Raw genomic sequence first — 18038 nt, 5'->3', positions numbered from 1 at the left:
GTATATTGGCAAAGTTTCCAGCTGTGCTGTCTGGCTTGGAAACAGAGGATCTGAAACCAGATGTGCTTTATAGAAAGGTCAAATCCAAAGTTGCAGATGTAGGCGAGTTTTTGGAAATATTGGATTGCCTATTTGCATTGGGAAAAATTGAGTTGAATGAGGAAGAAGGTGTGCTGCGCTATGTTGATTGAAGTTATGTGTGACAAATTCACCAGTCACGGAAAGCCGCGCGGTCGTATTTCCCTTCACGCTGGCTTAAATACGATATTAGGCAGTGATTCAGGATCAAATTCGATTGGGAAGTCCACTTTTCTGATGATTATCGACTTTGCTTTCGGCGGCGATGATTATATTGAAAAGCTGGCAGATGTCCAGACGGAAGTCGGGGAACATAGGATTTGCTTTGCTTTTCAGTTTACAAATAGGATTTACTACTTCTCCCGTTCCAATGTGGATTATAAAAATGTGCAGAAATGCGATGAGGATTACCGACCGCTTGAGGGCGGGTTGATTTCTCTGAATCAGTACCTGTCGTTCCTGCAAACGCATTACGATATGGACTTGAGTGGATTGAGCTTCAGAAATGCTGTAGGTAGGTCTATGCGGATATACAAGCGCGAAACTCTGGATGAAGAGCATCCTCTACATCAGGCAAAACAGGAAAAAGCCCAGGCAGCTATTGAAGGACTGCTCAAACTGGCAGACTTGTATTCGGGTATTGTGGCACAGTCCAGAATCACGGCGGAAGCAACAGACAAATATTCTACCTTTAGAAAGGCACAAAAATATCAGTATATTCCTTTTATTACAAAACAGTCAGAGTACGAACAAAACGAAACACGCATTGCAGAACTGACTGAGCAGGCGGAAGAACTGGCACGAAAAAGCTCCAGTGGACTACTGGATTTGGATTCTATGCAAGCAGAGCAGCTTTCTATCATGCAAGGGAGACTGTCGAATTTCAAGAGGCAGAAGTCGCGGCTTTTGTCGCAGCTTCGGGCCATTCGTGCCGATCAGGATTGGGGAAAAAGAGGATTCAAACGAAACTATGATGACCTTCTCCGCTTTTTCCCAGAGGTAGATCTGCAACGAATCGAGGCCATAGAGGATTTTCATAAAAAGTTGGCAAACATATTAAAAAAGGAGTTTGCCGAAACCGAAGAGAATATGCAAGCGACCCTTGCTCTGATTGAGACAGAAATGACTCAGATTGAAGCGCAAATTGCTCAGATGGCAGTGACAACAGATCTTTCCAAAACCGTGCTGGAGCAATATGCGGCCATTGATAAGGAACTGAAGACACTGAGGGCTGCAAACGAAAATTATATAAAGACCGCCGAACTGGCCGAAACAGCCAAGGCATACAAGGCAGAATTAGATCGACTTGTTGTCGAGCAGATTGCTATTATGCAGCAAGAAATCAATGGTGAGATGAAGCGAATCAACGATGTGATCTACAGCGGACGGAAAACCGCACCGACTCTCACAATAAACGATGCTTCTCATTATGTGTTCTTTACACCGAGAGATGGCGGTACTGGGACGCAGTATAAAGGCTTGGTCGTATTTGACTTGGCAATGTTATCCCTTACCCGGCTGCCAGTGATTGCGCACGACTCGGTTATGCTGAAGCATATTGAGGATGAAGCGATGGAGAAAATCATAGAGCTATATGCAGACACTCAAAAACAGGTGTTCATCGCTATGGACAAGGAAGGCTCATATACATCGAAAACGCAGAAGATTATGGAAGATACAAAGGTGTTGCATCTTGGCCCTGGAGACGGTGCCCTGTTTGGACGCACTTGGAATGATGAAAATGTAGAACAATAAGTGAAAAACGCACAGGAGGCAATCATGCGATTCAGTTACAACAAGCTCTTCAAACTGCTGATTGACAAAGGCATTAAAAAAAAGGATCTTTGCGAGATGGCTGGCATCAGCGCCACATCAATCGCAAAGCTCGGTCATGGAGGCAATATCAATACGGAAGTTCTTCTCAAAATTTGTAATGCGCTGAACTGTGATGTCGGTGATATTATGGAATTTACCAAAAATGAAACTGCTGGTTCGACCGTAATGCAAGAAGATACGGATGCGGCAGATTTACAGATGAATTTTCGGAATAGGGGAACCGTGTGAGTAAAAGGGAGAAAACCATTATGGACAAATGCCTTAAGGCATTAAAAACCGCCAGTCCATATAACGCCGCCATGACCAGAGAGCAGTTTCTGTTCTATGAAATGCGTACAACGGCAAAGCTGATGAACGAAGGACTGGATAAAAACGAAGTGGTAGAACGGATTGTTTCAGAGAATCTGTTTCAGTACCCGACGGAAAAATCCGTCCGCAAAATGGCGCTTGCCTGTATCAGAAGACTTGAATCTATGGAGGATGACACGCTCATTGCCGCCATCGCCACACAGCCCAGCGATGTTGCGAAACAGGTCTGTTTGTATGCCATGATGTGCCAGTATCGCCTGGTATGGGATTTTATGCTAACGGTTGTCGGAGATAAATACCGTAAATTGGACAGTTCATTTAGTAAGATGGATTTGAATGTATTTTTCATGCGTCTGCAGGAACAGGATGATTGGGTAGCCACATGGAGTAACTCAACCATTACCAAGGTCAGGCAGGTGCTAATGAAAATGTTGATAGAAAATAAGTACCTTGACAGCACAGATGCGGATCATCTGAATCCCGTACTGATTAGTCCTCTGCTCGAAAACGCTATCCGCGAAGATGGGCAGGAAATCGTACTCCCGGCATTTAATTGTTTGACATAAGGAGAATTTGAAAATGAGTGATGTTAATGAGCGCCTCGATTCACTTCGGGGACTGATACAAAGCCGAGAGTTCCTTGAGGGAAAAGGACTATCCAACGAGGTCAATATACGCATCTTCTGCTACGACCCAAAGGACGAGATGGCAGTTCGGCACTTTACGGAAAAACTGGTGACCGACCAGAGCCTTTCGTGTCATCTCATTGAATACAACCTCTACAAGGTGTTCCTCTCCATCTGCGATGACAAACGCATCACAGAAAGGATTCCTTCACAGGAGGAGAAAAAAGGAAAGCAGTTCATTCTGGATCAGATGATACGTATGGCTAACAATGTAGCGTTCATCGGTAAAATGCAGTATGAGCCTCACAAACTGGGAGATGTGGTTCTAATTACCGGTGTCGGAGAAGCCTTCCCTTTTATCCGAGTCCACTCACTGCTTGACGCTATGCAGCCGCATTTTTCGGACATACCCATCTTGGTCATGTATCCGGGAACTTTCGACGGGCGTTATGTAAAGCTGTTTGATAAACTGAAGCCTAACCCATACTACAGGGCATTCAATGTCGTATAAAGAGGTGCTGCGCTATGAAAATTGAGAAAATGTTCCAAGAGGACATTAATCGTAAGATCAACGGCGTCGTTAAGGTCGACCAGGACGCAAGCGATGTCCTCGTGCAGGAATTAAATGAATATGTTATCACGAGAGAACTGAAGAAACACGTCATTACCTTTTTTAACAATTACGGTGACTCCTTCCAGGAAAAGACGGCTGATATCGGCGTTTGGATTTCCGGCTTCTTTGGAAGCGGTAAATCTCACTTTCTGAAAATGCTGTCCTATCTTCTTGAGAATAAAGAAGTTCAGGGAGAGCGTACAGTTGAGCGTTTCCGCAAGAAGTTCGCTGATGATCCTGCGACCTTCATGCTGATTGATAACGCCACCAAGGGCAAGACCGATACCATCCTGTTCAATATTGATATCGAAGGCTCCATCAATAAGGACAAGACAGCTGTGCTTCGTGTGTTTGCGAAGATGTTCTATAACTACCTCGGATTCTACGGAGAGAATCTGAAGGTTGCAAAGCTGGAGCAGTTCATTGCCAAGAAAGGCAAGACCGAAGAGTTCCGCCGTATTTTTGAAGAAAAGAACGGCGCATCCTGGCTTGAGTCCCGCGATGCCTTTGCGTTCTTTGAGGATGATGTCGTGGAGACGTTGCAGCAGGTTCTCGAAATGAGCGAAAGTGCCGCCAAGAACTGGTTCAACGGAACCGAGACCGTGGAGACATCCATTGCACAGCTTGTTTCCGAGATCAAAGAGTATGTTGATTCCCAACCCGCAGACTTCCGTCTCCTGTTTATGATCGATGAGGTCGGTCAGTATGTTGGCGGCGATACTGATCTTCTTATCAATCTTCAGTCCCTTGTCGAGAAAATCGGTAGCGAATGTGAAGGCAAGGTGTGGGTAGTCTGCACCGGACAGGAAGCCATTGATGAGATCATCAAAGCCCGTGAAAATGAGTTTTCCCGCATTCAGGCGCGCTTTAAGACAAGATTGTCCCTCTCTTCTGCATCCGCAGATGAGGTTATTCAGAAGCGTATCCTTTTGAAAAAGCCGGAGGCAGAAAAAAAACTGGAACAGGTATACACAGCAAACGACTCTGTGCTACGTAACCTCTTCAGCTTTACAGATGCCATACTGGATATCAAGGGGTATAATGGTGCCGGAGAATTTGTGCGGAACTTCCCATTTGTGCCGTACCAGTTCATTTTAATGCAGAAGGTATTCGCCGAAATCCGCAAGCACGGCAATTCTGGCAAACACCTCTCCGGCGGTGAGCGTTCTATGCTCTCTGGTTTCCAGGAGGCAGCACAGAAAATCAAGGGTAAAGACGAGTACGCACTTGCTCCATTCTACCTCTTTTACGATACTGTACATACCTTCCTTGACAGTTCTATCCGCCGTGTTATCGAACGATGCGAACGTGCAGCGGCTGATGGCAACGGAATCGAGTCGCAGGATGTGGATGTGCTGAAGCTCCTTTATCTCGTGCGCTATGTCGATGACATGAAGGCAAACCTTGATAATATTGTTATCCTTATGGCGGATGACATACGCTTGGACAAAATCATTATGCGTGAGCAGGTACATGGCAGCCTTGACCGACTGATGAGCCAGAACTACATCGGCCGCACGGGTGAGGTTTACAACTTCCTCACCGATGAGGAACAAGATATTCAGCGTGAGATTTACAGAAATACGACCGTGGATACCGCATCCATCGTGGAGCGCATCGGTCACATAATCTTCGGTGATATCTACACCACCAAAAAGTACAGATACGGCAAGTATGACTTTGCCTTTGACCAGATGGTAGATACCATGACGGTTGGTGCGGTGACAGGCGGTATGCGCCTTCGCATTCTCACCGTTGCCACGGACACCGTGGAGAAGTCCGAGCTTCGTTTGATGGTAGAGTCCTCCGGGCAGGCAGTAGTTGTGCTTTCCGATACGCCTTACTACGAATCGCTGGAAAACGCAATGAAAATCCGCAAGTATGTGAAGCAGCGCAATGTAGCTCAACTCCCAAAATCCGTCCAGGATATCATCCGTGACCACCAGGACGAGGCGGGCAAGTTTGAGATCACGGCAGCCGAAGACCTTAAGAAAGCCATCGAGACCGCCGAGTTCTATGTAGACGGAGAACATATCGAGATTAAGGGCGGCGATGCCAAGAGCAAACTCGACCAGGCTTTGGAATACCTCGTCACCCATGTGTACAGCGACTTGAACCTTATTCGCAGGAATGCAGAAACCGATGCCGATATTATAACTGTTCTGACTGGCGGGGTGGATATGCTCCCCAGCACAGAGCCAAACCGTGATGCGGCGGCAAAGGTCGAAGAATACCTTGAAATGCAGCATATCCGCAATTTACCCACTTCTATGGCGGATGTGCAGAGCCGCTACCAAGCGATTCCTTATGGCTGGAAAGAAATCGACATCGCCGCTGTTGTGGCGCAGTTGATCCATGACCAGAAAGTCACCATCAAATATGGCGGCACTACGATCCAGCCAACAGACCCGAAGCTCCCGGATATGCTCCGCAAAAAGAGTGAGATCGGCAGGACTTCCATCTCCAAGAGACAGGTCGTATCTATTCAGAAGATTCGTGAGGTCAGGGAGTTCCTTCGTGACTATTTCGATGAGATGGATGTGCCGGAGGACGAGGACGGTCTGATTGCTCATATCGTGGAGAAATTCTCCGATGAGCAGAAGCATTACGAGGGCCTGCTTGCCCGCTATGAAGGACATAAATACCCGGACATGGGACTGGTGTCCTCTGCGGTCGATGCGATGAAGGACATCCTCTCCCAGCAGAGGGACAACACGGCGCTCATCGATCGTATTATCAAGAAAGAGGATGACCTCTACGGTCTGAAGGACAAAATGCAGAATGTGGAGAGCTTCTTCAAAAACCAGGTGTCACTTTTCGACTCCGCTGTGAAGTATGAATCCGACCTGCGTGTCGATCTGGACTACATCGCAAAGAACGAGGAAGCGAACAAGGCGCTCAACACCATCCGGCTTATCACGATGATGCCGACCGGCGGCAGTTTCAACTATGCCCGCATTCCCGAACTGAACGGGCTGATGGCTACCGTGCGTGAAAAGCATGGCGCAATGCTTGAGGAGAAACGCGCCGAGCTGCTTGAGATCGTCCGCCAGTGCATGGCGGAGATTCACACCGCTGCGGGGAATGACGCGAACGCAAGAGCCATCTCCGACAAGGCGGACACCTTCTTCGCACAGAAGAAAGCGCAGATTGCCGAAACGAAGGTGCTGGCGCTCCTGGACGGTCTTGTGCCTCCCATGTGGCAGTACAAGGATGAGGCTTGCGACCGTATCGAGACCTTGCAGAAACCGCCTGTCGTTACACCGCCTGTTACGGGAGGACAGACTCCCGCTCCTGCCCCGAAAAAGGTCATCAAAACCATCCACCGGCAGGCAATGTTTCCGGCAAAGACTTTGGAAACCGAGGCTGACATTGACGCTTATGTGGAGAAAGTCCGCACACAGATGAAACAGCTTCTGAATGGCTGCGACGGAATCAGGCTGAGTTAAAGGAGAACACGATGGACAAGAACGCAATAAAAAAATACGCGGTCTGGGCAAGGCGCGAGCTGATCGAGCGTGTCTCCCAGAAAGCGTTACAATATGGAATTACGGCGGACGGCAAAGCCGACCCGAACGCGGACAGCGTGAACGGGCTGCTCCTTTCCGATGCCGAAAAGAAGCAGCGCAGAGAACTCATCCGCAAGGTGAAAGAGCACGGATATGAACAGGTCATGGAAGAGGTCGCCTACACCTGGTTCAACCGTTTTGCTGCCCTCCGTTTCATGGAGGTCAACGGCTATCTGCCCTCTCATGTACGGGTGTTCACCAATGACGAGGGCGAGTTCAAACCGCAGATTCTGGCCGAGGCCATCCACCTCGATTTGGACGGTCTGAACATGGACAGGGTTTACGAGCTGAAAAACGCCAATAAGGACGAGGAACTGTTCAAATATCTCCTTGTCATCCAGTGCAACGCCCTATCCTCTATTCTGCCGAAGATGTTCCAGCGCATTGCCGATGACACGGAGCTTCTTCTGCCGGACTATCTGCTGCGGGATGGCAGCACCATCCACCAGATGATCGCCCTGATCCCGGAAGAAGACTGGCGGGACCAGGTGCAGATTATCGGCTGGCTGTACCAGTATTACAACACCGAGCCGAAGGACAAGGTATTTGCCGACCTGAAAAAGAACATCAAAATTACCAAGGAAAACATCCCCGCTGCCACCCAGCTCTTTACCCCGAACTGGATCGTCCGCTATATGGTGGAAAACAGTCTGGGTCGCCTGTGGCTGGAGGGGCATCCCAATGATACGCTGAAAGCAGAATGGAGATACTATCTGGACGAGGCGGAGCAGGAGGCCGAGGTGCAGGCGCAGCTTGCGGAAATCCGCAAGGAGTACGCCACGCTGAAACCGGAGGATATCCGGTGTATCGACCCCTGCATGGGTTCCGGGCATATCCTCTGCTACCTGTTCGATGTGCTGGTGCAGATTTACGAGGACTACGGCTATACCGCCCGTGAAGCGGTGAGCAGCATTGTGGAGAAAAACTTGTGGGGGTTGGATATTGACGACCGAGCGGCGCAGCTTGCCTATTTCGCCGTGATGATGAAAGCCCGGCAGTATGACCGCCGGTTTTTCGCCCACCCGGTTCAGCCGAACGTATATGCGATTCAGGAGAGCAACTGGATTGGCGGGGCTTTCCCGTTTGATATGGGCGATTTTCTCCGGTCTAAAGAGCATCAGGAAACATTGAACTATTTGATAGACTCTTTCCGCGATGCCAAGGAATACGGCTCCATTCTCCAGTTGGAACAGCGCGATTACACCGGATTTATCGAAGCGTGGGAACTGACTGCATCACAGACCGCTGAGAATGTCGGGCTGTTACTGTGGTATGACGCTATCAAGGATGCCATTCCTGAACTGGCAAAAATCGCTATTGCTCTGACGCAGAAGTATCAGGTGGTATGTACAAATCCGCCGTATATGGCAGTGAGCAATGCCAGAGAGAAAGTGCAGGAGTACATCAAAAAGAACTTCCCAGACAGCAAAACCGACCTGTTCGCCGTGTTTATCGAGCGGTGCAGGCAGTTTGCTGCAATGAACGGCTATCAGGCCATGATTACACAACAATCTTGGATGTTTACTGCTACATATGAAACTTTGCGCAAAAAATTATCTGCTATAACCTTGATAAATCTTTTGCAGTTTGGCGCACGAGGGTTTGATGAGATAAGTGGTGAAGTTGTTCAGACAGCTTCGTTTGTCTTCTGTAAGAGATGTGTTCAAACATATATTGGAAGTTACATGGATTTAACCGTTGGAGATAATGAGGCGGAAAAAGAGTCTATTTTTCAATCGCGAAAAAAACTCTATCTTGCAGTATATTCTGATTTTGCAAATGTTCCAAATGCTTCAATGGCATATTGGCTTTCACATAACGCAATTCTTTGCTTTAGAGATAAAAAAGTTTCAAATCAGGCGACTACCCGTGAAGGTATGACAACCGCAGATAATGAGAGATTTTTACGGTATTGGCATGAAATCATTTGGGATAAAGTATGCACAGATTGCACTAGCATTCAAGGCGCAATAGATTCAAGCTGCAAATGGTTCCCATACAATAAGGGAGGGGCAAATAGAAAATGGTATGGGAATAATGATTTAGTGGTAAATTGGGAAAATGATGGGTTTGAAATAAAGAAGATTACCGATGAAAAGACCGGACGCATTCGGTCGCATAATTATAATGCAGAATATTCTTTCAGGGCGAGTGGAACATGGACAGCGATTTGTTCTGGAGATATTATGGTGCGATATTCAAAGCCTGGTGCATTATTTGATTCTAAAGGAGCCAGTGTTTTTGCTTCAACTAGAGATAATCTTTATTTGATCATTGGAATGTTAAACAGTAAAGTAAGTGGCGTTTTTTTGAAAGTATTATCCCCTTCCTATGAATTCAAAGTAGGTCATGTAGCAAATGTACCTTTACGGTGTGGGCATCAGGTAGCAGTAATAGAAAGAGTGTCAAAATCTATTTTGCTATCTAAAATCGACTGGGACTCCTTCGAGACCTCCTGGGACTTCAAGCGCCATCCGCTGGTGCGGGGCGCGGCCACGGTGGCGGAGGCGTTTGCGGCGTGGGAGGCGGAGTGCGAGCAACGCTTCCAGCAGCTCAAGGCCAACGAGGAGGAGCTGAACCGCATTTTCATCGACATCTATGGCCTCCAGGACGAGCTTGACCCGGTCGTTGAGGACAAGGATGTGACCGTCCGCAGGGCCGACCTGGGCCGGGATATCCGCAGTCTGATTTCCTACGCCGTGGGCTGTATGTTCGGGCGGTACTCGCTGGATGTGGAGGGCCTGGTCTACGCCGGCGGCGAGTGGGACGCGGCCAAGTACAAGACCTTCCAGCCGGACAAGGACGCCATCCTCCCCATCTGCGATGACGACTATTTCGAGGATGACATCATGGGCCGGTTTGTGGAGTGGGTGGAGACCGTATACGGCAAGGCCACGCTGGAGGAAAACCTAAAATTCATCGCGGACGCTTTGGGTGGCAAGGGTTCCCCCCGTGAGGTCATCCGCAATTACTTCCTGAATGGTTTTTACGCCGACCACTGCAAGATCTACCAGAAACGGCCCATCTACTGGCTGTTTGACTCCGGCAAAAAGAACGGCTTCAAGTGCCTGATCTATCTGCACCGCTATCAGCCGGACACCATCGCCCGCATCCGCACCGATTATGTCCACGAGCAGCAGAGCCGTTACCGCACGGCGATTGCCAATCTGGAGCAGCGCATCAACGGCGCGTCTACCTCTGAACGGGTGAAACTGAGCAAACGCCTTGCCGCGCTCCAAGCACAGGCTGCGGAAATCAGGGAATACGAAGAAAAAATCCACCACCTCGCCGACCAGATGATCAAGATCGACTTGGATGACGGTGTAAAGAAGAACTATGCAATATTCCAGGATGTTTTGGCAAAAATAAAGTGAGGAGGCGAGTTATCAATGATCATTAAGAAAATCAAACTGGAAAACTACACTGTTTTTGAGGATCAGCAGATTGAGTTCTGCCCAGGCATCAACATTTTTATCGGGGAAAATGGGACCGGTAAGACCCACATCCTGAAAACCCTGTATTCCGCCTGCCAGAGCGTCAGCAAAAAGACCTCGTTTTCTCATAAGCTGGTTTCCACCATGTTGCCGGATGACTACAAGATTTCCCGGCTAATCACCAGAAAGCAGGGAAACCGCAATGGCTTGATTCGTATCACTGCGGGAGAAAGGGAAAATGGTCAGGATCGGATTTTGACTGCAACCTTCCATGGAAAAACAAAAAAGTGGGAGGCTGAAGTCAGCGGAGAAGACGGCTGGGAAGAGTCTTTTGCAGGGGTGAGCAGTATTTTTATTCCCGCAAAAGAGATCCTCTCCCACAGCTATAACCTCAATGCCGCCTCCGAGATGGACAATGTTCGATTTGACGACACCTATCTGGACATTATCAATGCCGCCAAGGTCGATATTTCCGTTGGAAGGAACAGTTCGGCCAGGGAGGCTATGCTGAAGGCTGTCGAGAAAATGACACATGGAACCGTGATTTACGATGTAAAGCGAGATGAGTTTTACCTAAAAAGCGGAAGTTCCAAGCAGGAGTTCAATCTGATCGCAGAGGGTATCCGCAAAATGGCACTTTTGTGGCAGCTGATCAAGAACGGCACTCTTGAAAATGGTTCCATTCTCTTTTGGGATGAGCCGGAAGCCAACATTAACCCTACCTATATCCCCATCATTGTTGAAATTCTGTTGGAATTGCAGCGAAAGGGTGTACAGGTGTTTGTTTCCACCCATGACTATATGCTTGCAAGCTATTTTGAGGTAAAAAAGTCAGAGCATGATATTCTCATGTTTCATTCTTTGTCAATTACAGGTACAGCCTGTGGAGTCACATATGAAAAGGCTGAAAAATTCGCCGATTTGCAAAACAATCCGATTATTTCGGCATTTGACAAACTTTTGAATGAAATTTATGACATTGGATTGTGAGGAGAGCTATGGCTGTAAAATACACAGAAGAAAACGGGCAGTATTTTATTGATTGCACTACCGCTCTTTGGTCAACCGATGAAATCCATAAATGCTATCAGGATGCTGCCCATACTTATGGCATCATTGGATTTTTATGTGATGTGGATTTCGTAATTGAAACCCAAAGCCACATTTTATTGGTTGAATATAAAAATGCTGCTATTCCAGGTGCAGCGCATCCTGAACGGTTTAATCCTTCCAGTGAAAACAAATTGGAGAATGTTGCTAAGAAGTTTTATGATTCTTCCCATTGGCTTTATTTGATGGGAAAAGATAAGCCTAAAATGTTTATTTACATTTTGGAATATCCGGCGGGAAACTCCACCTCAAGGCTGATGGTTCGAAACAAACTTCAACAGCGGCTTCCGTTTGCCCTTCAATCTAAAATAACCGGTGTAGGGAGAAAAATAATTGACGATGTGAAGGTCGTAAGCATTTCCGAATGGAATTCCGATGCGGAATTAGGGCGCTACCCACTTCAACCTGTGGGTGGCACAGCTACATAAGGAAAAACTTTGGCGTTATCAGCTGGCTATCATAAAATACGAGCGCACTGCATTCGCAATTTACATAGACGCATTTTCCTTTGCGTCGTATGCAAGCGGGTGGAAAACAAAGTGGAGGCGGATTCATGGATACCGAAAAAATCATACAAGACTTAGAACGGCGGTTTGCGGCGCCGTTGCCGGAGTTTTACAAACGCCGCATTATCGTCTGGCATGATGAGGACCGGGAGTTTGAGGACAAGCTTTCGGAGATTGCACTGACGGACGCAAAAATTGTGGCGCTTACGGGAATGAACTATTTCTCCACGAAGAAACTGCTCGGTGTTGATGACACATCCAGCAACTATCTTGTGTATTGCCCGATCTCCTACGAGTCTCAGGAAGACAACTGGCTTTTGGATATCGAACTGTACAGTGAAGAATTCCGCGCCGATCTTGTTTCTATGTGGATGGATGAGATGGGTATTCCGCAGACGCCAGGACTCCGTAAAGGGTTCAAGTCATACCGTAAATTTTTCAACGCTAAGGAGCGCCGCAGGTGGGTAACGATGCAGGCAAACATTCCGACCACACCTGCACAGCTACAAATGGCGGTAATGGCTGCGCTTGCCGGATTGAAAGAGGCAAAGCCGAACCACATCATCAAGGCTGTTCTGAAAGGCGGTCTGTCCGCTGAAAGCAACAGCGTATATCAGGACTTTGTGAATTATGAAATTGATGAGGCGTTCTGGCGCATGGTGGCGCAAGGTACAGGCTATCACGAGCCTGATGTTGATCTTGGCAGGTTTGCTATGCACATCCTGCTTACGGCGGTCACCCGCACCATGAGGCGGGAATTTCTTGCAGGGCTTGAAGGTTTTATTTCAGCAGCACATCAAGCTTATTGCTATGACTTCGTTTCGGACTGGCTACACGGCGGCGACAACCAAGCACTTTATGAAATCGCAGAGTTCGTGGAATCTGAGGCAAAACTGCCTCAAAGATTCATGAAGCTGACAGTGGATGATCTGGTAGATACTGAGGTGTTCCCATGCATCAACGAGGTCATCCTTGTAAAGCTGATGAAGGAAATCGGCGACCATATGATTGATGTGGATATGATCAACCGAACGGTCGAAAAGCGGCGCACCTGCGTGTGGTACGAGGAAGTGGAGAACTTCTATGACGGTATTCTCCAGGTTTCCCATATGCAGGCGTTTTACAAAACGCACTCAGCCGGATTTCACACGGTTGAGCCGAAAAAGGTATGGGCGGAGTATACATCTACCTATTGCATCATGGATACTTACTACCGCCAGTTCCACAGAAGCTATTCGGAAAGCCTCAAGACCTATCATTCAGAACTGTCAGACCTGTTTGCGTCGGTAATGGAAGAGGTCGAGGGTTTGTACTCAAATTGGTTCCTCGGTCAGCTTGGCAACAACTGGTCGGATGCCTGTGCGGATAATCTCCGTGAGTACGGACGGATTCTTGAAGTTCCACAGCAAACAGACTTTTACCGCAGCAAGATCAGCTCCTCGGATTCAAGGGTATATGTCATCATCTCTGACGCCATGAGATACGAGGTCGCCGCCCAACTTGCGGAGCAGCTCCGCCGTGAAACGCAGAGCAAGGTTGATGTGAGTTCCATGCAGGGTATTTTTCCGACCATCACCAAATTCGGCATGGCGGCGTTACTGCCGCATAAAGAACTGTCGGTCGAGTTAAAGTCCGGCAAAACGGAACGACTGGCGGTACTTGCGGACGGTCAGCCCACAGAAGCAAACAACAGAGATAAACTGCTTAAAAATGCGGATGCCAAGAGTGTTGCATTGAAGTATAAAGATATCATCGGAATGAAACGAGCCGACCGTCAAGCTCTGGTAAAAGGAATGGATGTCGTTTACATCTATCACGATACCATTGATGAAGCCGGTCACCTCGACAAGTCCATCTTCGGAGCGTGTGATGAGGCGATTGATGAACTGAAGAATGTAGTTCGTATCATTACAAACGAGTTCGGAGGAGCCAATATCCTCATCACCTCTGATCACGGATTTCTTTACACCTACAGCCCCTTGAATGAGGATGGCAAGGTAGACAAGACTACGGAGAGCGAACAGGACATTGAAATCGGCAGACGCTACGCCATTATGCAGAAGGGCGCACAGCCGAAGTATCTTCTGCCCGTGAAGTTTCTCGGCGGCAGTTCAGACTATGACGGTTTTGCGCCGAGAGAAAGCATTCGTATCAAGATGAAAGGCGGTGGCCTGAATTTCGTGCATGGCGGAATCAGCTTGCAGGAAATGGTCGTGCCGGTTATCGATTACCACTTCCTGCGCAACGATTCAAAGGAGTACAGGCGCAACAGGAGCAAGTATGATACCAAGCCTGTGACGGTCAGTCTGCTTTCAGCGAGCCGTAAGATCAGCAATATGATCTTCTCGTTGAGCTTCTATCAGAAAGAGACTGTGGCGGCGAACCGTGAGGCAGCGACCTATCAGCTTTATTTTACGGACAGTTCCGGCAAGGTTATCAGCGATATTTCCCGCATCATTGCAGACAAAACGAGCGATAACGCTCAGGAGCGTACATTCCGTTGCAGCTTTAACCTGAAATCGCTGAAGTACAGTAATACGGAAACCTACTACCTTGTCATCGCTGATGAGGATGGTTTACAGATATCCCGTGAGGAATTCCAAATCGACATCGCTTTTGCGGTGGATGAGTTTGACTTCTTCAGTTAACGATGCGGAGGGTGAAGCATGGACCAGATTTTAGAGGGTACTGAAAGCACCCGTGAAATCATCAAAGAGAAACTCCGCCAGCACTTTGACGGCAAGATCGTCCGCAAAGACCTGACGAAGAAAATCAAGGAAGGCGCAAATGTGCCTGTGTATGTCCTTGAGTTTCTTCTCGGTCAGTATTGCAGTTCGGATGACGATGCTGTGATTGAGGCAGGCGTGAAGAACGTGAAGCGCATTCTGGCGGACAATTTCGTCCGCCCGGATGAAGCACAGAAAATCCTGTCTGTGCTGCGTTCCAAGGGCAGTCATACCGTTATCGACAAGATTACGGTCAGTCTGAATATAAAGAAGAATATTTACGAGGCGGAGTTCTCCAACCTCGGTTTGAAAGGCATACCTGTTGCCGATGAATACCCGGAGAAATATGACCGTCTGCTTTGCGGCGGTATCTGGTGTATTGTGCAGCTTGATTATGAGTATATTGAGGAAGATCAGAAAAACGGCAATCCTATCCACATTCGGAAACTCACGCCGATACAGATGCCTCATGTTGATATAAACGAACTGAAGAAAGGCAGAAAGGCTTTCACGAAGGAAGAATGGATGGATGTACTTCTCCGTTCTATCGGCATGGAGCCTGATAACTTGCAGGAGCGTGAGAAGTGGTTGCTCCTTGCCCGCATGATCCCGCTTGTAGAGAATAACTTCAACCTCTGCGAATTGGGACCGCGCAGCACGGGTAAGTCTCATTTGTTTAAGGAGATTTCTCCGAACAGCATCCTTGTATCGGGCGGTCAGACCACGGTTGCTAATCTGTTCTACAATATGGGCAGAAAGACCGTAGGCTTGGTCGGTCTGTGGGATTGCGTTGCTTTCGATGAGGTTGCCGGGATCAATTTCAAAGATAAAGACGGCATCCAGATTATGAAGGATTACATGGCATCCGGCTCCTTCGCCCGCGGCAAAGAAGAAAAGGCGGCCTCTGCGTCAATGGTGTTCGTGGGTAACATCAATCAGAGCGTGGACGTTCTTCTTAAGACTTCCAGTCTGTTTGACCCGTTCCCGCCTGAAATGGGAACGGACACGGCATTTCTTGACCGTATGCATTGTTACATACCCGGATGGGAAATACCGAAATTCCGTCCGGAGCATTTTACGAATGACTATGGCTTTATCACAGATTACCTTGCGGAGTTCATCAGAGAACTGCGGAAGGAACAATACGGCGATGCTCTGGACAAATACTATCATCTTGGGAAGAATCTGAATCAGCGTGACACGATTGCCGTTCGCAAGATGGTCGGCGGTTTCCTTAAACTGCTGTACCCGGATGGTGAGTTCACAAAGGCACAACTGGAAGAAATCCTGCGTCTCGCCCTGGAAATGCGCCGCCGAGTAAAAGAACAACTGAAGAAGCTCGGTGGCATGGAGTTCTACGATGTGAACTTCTCCTATATCGACAATGAGACTTTTGAAGAACAGTATGTTTCCGTGCCGGAGCAAGGCGGCGGAAAGCTGATACCAGAGGGAATGTGTAATCCCGGACAGGTCTATACTGTAGGTCAAGGAAAATCCGGCATGATCGGCGTTTTCCGCCTCGAATCGCAGATGCTCCCCGGAAACGGTAAGTTTGAGCGGACTGGTATTGGATCAGACCGTGATGCGCGGGAGTCTTCCAACACAGCTTTTAACTTCCTCAAGGCAAACGGTAACCGCATTAGCGGGACAATCAGCACGACCACAAAGGATTACATCGTCAACTATCAGGACTTGCAAGGCATCGGCATGACTGGGAAACTTGCTCTGCCGACATTAATAGCTTTGTGTTCTATTGCCATCGGGAAGCCTGTGCTGAGTTCCACGGCTGTGATGGGAGAAATCAGCATCAGCGGTACGATGATTAAGGTAGATGAGTTGGCAAATTCTCTCCAAGTCTGTCTGGACAGCGGTGCGAAGAAAGTGCTGTTACCAATCACCTCGGCAACGGACATAGGTTCGGTTCCTTCAGAACTGATTGGATGCTTTAACCTTATTTTCTACAGTAGTGCTGAAGATGCTGTGTTTAAGGCATTAGGCGTGGAGTAAGGGCTTTTGGTCGTGGTACGCTCTTTGGCGAGCAGTGCATTTGTTCCCACAAATGCTCAAAATGGACTTCCAGCGTGACCGCTGGAAGTCCATTTTTGCTCGTTGGGGCCGCACCCCAAACCCCGTGAACAGCCCCGTAGCCGGGGCTGGCTGCGCGTTCGGTTCCCGAACGCTGTTGTCCCTGCTTTGCAGGGACAGGCGGGGCTTGCGCCCCGCGTGGAGCCGGAAACGACCGCCTCGGTGTTTCCGGGAAAAAGAAAAAAAGCGGGGCTGGCCTACATTCCTGTAAGCCAGCCCCGCCAAGATCATCTGTGCGGATCGGTGCGCTGTTCCTCCTTGCGCCGCTCCTCCATAGCCGCCTGTTCCTTCTCCTTTTCCAGAAGGACAGCCACCACTTTCTGCGCCACAAGGTACTCCTGCATCTCCGTCCTTGCCTTTCGGTACGCCGGGTACGCCGCCCGTTTCTGTTCCAGAAGCTGGGCATACTCGGCGTTCAATTCCTTGACACGGGGGAGCTTTTTCAAGCCAAGCTGTTCAAAAGCCTCCTTCGCCGCCTTGTGGAGCGTGATGGCCTCCCGATGCCCTTCAAGGAATTTTTTACTGTACCCTGCCTTGCGGTAGGCTACATAGACCTCGCGGGTCTTGGCGTAATTGATGATGTGGGTCCGCAGTACGGCTATCTCCGCCATGCGGGTTTCCGCCGCCTTGATCTGCGCCGACAGCTCATTATGACGGGCGGTAGCCGTTGCAGCTTTTTCCTCCAATACCGCATATTCCAGCAGGCCATGCTCGGTGAGGTAGTTCATTGTCTGCGCCATCTGTTTGAGGTTAAATACCTTTGCCCAGCGCGCGTAGCCAGCGCCTTTTCCGGCCTGCAATTTCTCCTGAATATCCACCAGAAGATTGACCTTGGGAGTGGGAGCTGAAACCGCGTCTTTTCTGCGGGGCGTATGCTGCTTTTCTCCGGCAATGACCGCCCGGATTTCATCTTCGCTGTACCCTTGTCCCAGCTTTTCATCCATGCGGGCAACATTCTTCCAGCCGGGGGCTTTGAGCCGGATTGCCTGTCCCCGGCGCGACACCTCACAGCCCATTTCCTCAAGCAGCTTTAACAGCGCGTCAAAGTCTGCCGGTTTCTGTTCCAACGCCTGGCCAATCATCATGCGGAGCTGTTCCCGGTGGGAGGGCTTTGCCCGATCCCCCAGCCATTTGTTGTAGCTTTTT

Annotated in this window: 11 protein-coding genes and 1 pseudogene; 11 read left to right on the top strand and 1 reads right to left on the bottom strand. The window is 48.7% G+C overall.

What is annotated here, in order from left to right; translation table 11 throughout:
- Window positions 1-5 precede the first annotated feature (5 nt).
- The 11 genes from D5269_RS12230 to brxL all read left to right on the top strand — a co-directional run bounded on the left by D5269_RS12230 (window position 6) and on the right by brxL (window position 16814).
- Entirely contained in the window at window positions 6-191 is a 186-nt protein-coding gene (locus tag D5269_RS12230) for an ABC-three component system middle component 7 (RefSeq protein ID WP_243150800.1), read from the top strand.
- A complete protein-coding gene (locus tag D5269_RS12225) occupies window positions 181-1833 on the top strand; it encodes a DUF2326 domain-containing protein (protein WP_158604974.1) in 1653 nt (550 codons plus the stop codon). Before D5269_RS12230 ends, D5269_RS12225 begins: the two co-directional genes overlap by 11 nt.
- 24 nt (window positions 1834-1857) lie before the next feature.
- A complete protein-coding gene (locus tag D5269_RS12220) occupies window positions 1858-2142 on the top strand; it encodes a helix-turn-helix transcriptional regulator (RefSeq protein ID WP_120485842.1) in 285 nt (94 codons plus the stop codon).
- Window positions 2143-2162: 20 nt separating this feature from the next.
- Window positions 2163-2789, top strand: a complete 627-nt coding sequence (locus D5269_RS12215; RefSeq protein WP_120485841.1) for a DUF1819 family protein — start codon at window positions 2163-2165, stop codon at window positions 2787-2789.
- Window positions 2790-2802: 13 nt separating this feature from the next.
- Window positions 2803-3360, top strand: coding sequence for a DUF1788 domain-containing protein (locus D5269_RS12210; RefSeq protein WP_120485840.1), 558 nt, complete (start codon window positions 2803-2805; stop codon window positions 3358-3360).
- A gap of 14 nt (window positions 3361-3374) precedes the next feature.
- Window positions 3375-6911 (top strand): BREX system P-loop protein BrxC, encoded by a 3537-nt coding sequence (brxC, locus tag D5269_RS12205; RefSeq protein WP_120485839.1) that lies wholly within the window; start codon window positions 3375-3377, stop codon window positions 6909-6911.
- Window positions 6912-6922: 11 nt separating this feature from the next.
- On the top strand, window positions 6923-10405 hold the full coding sequence (gene pglX / locus D5269_RS12200; RefSeq protein ID WP_120485838.1) for a BREX-1 system adenine-specific DNA-methyltransferase PglX: 3483 nt from the start codon (window positions 6923-6925) through the stop codon (window positions 10403-10405).
- 15 nt (window positions 10406-10420) lie between these two features.
- A complete protein-coding gene (locus tag D5269_RS12195; protein WP_120485837.1) occupies window positions 10421-11455 on the top strand; it encodes an AAA family ATPase in 1035 nt (344 codons plus the stop codon).
- Window positions 11456-11463: 8 nt separating this feature from the next.
- Window positions 11464-12003 (top strand): hypothetical protein, encoded by a 540-nt coding sequence (locus D5269_RS12190; protein ID WP_120485836.1) that lies wholly within the window; start codon window positions 11464-11466, stop codon window positions 12001-12003.
- 125 nt (window positions 12004-12128) lie between these two features.
- Complete coding sequence (gene pglZ / locus D5269_RS12185) at window positions 12129-14729, top strand: BREX-1 system phosphatase PglZ type A (protein ID WP_120485835.1); 2601 nt, start codon at window positions 12129-12131, stop codon at window positions 14727-14729.
- An 18-nt stretch (window positions 14730-14747) separates the two neighbouring features.
- Window positions 14748-16814 carry a protease Lon-related BREX system protein BrxL gene (gene brxL / locus D5269_RS12180; protein WP_120485834.1) on the top strand — a complete coding sequence of 689 codons (2067 nt, stop codon included), beginning with the start codon at window positions 14748-14750 and terminating at the stop codon, window positions 16812-16814.
- A 305-nt stretch (window positions 16815-17119) separates the two neighbouring features.
- Here the strand turns inward: brxL and D5269_RS12175 are convergent.
- Window positions 17120-18038 (bottom strand): annotated as a pseudogene (locus D5269_RS12175) (relaxase); the annotation flags it as partial.

This window comes from Anaerotruncus sp. 1XD42-93, from assembly GCF_009917605.1.
In the GTDB taxonomy this organism is placed as follows: domain Bacteria; phylum Bacillota; class Clostridia; order Oscillospirales; family Ruminococcaceae; genus Anaerotruncus.
Note: the sequence above shows the minus strand (reverse complement) of the source record. Positions and strands in the feature narration are given on the sequence as shown.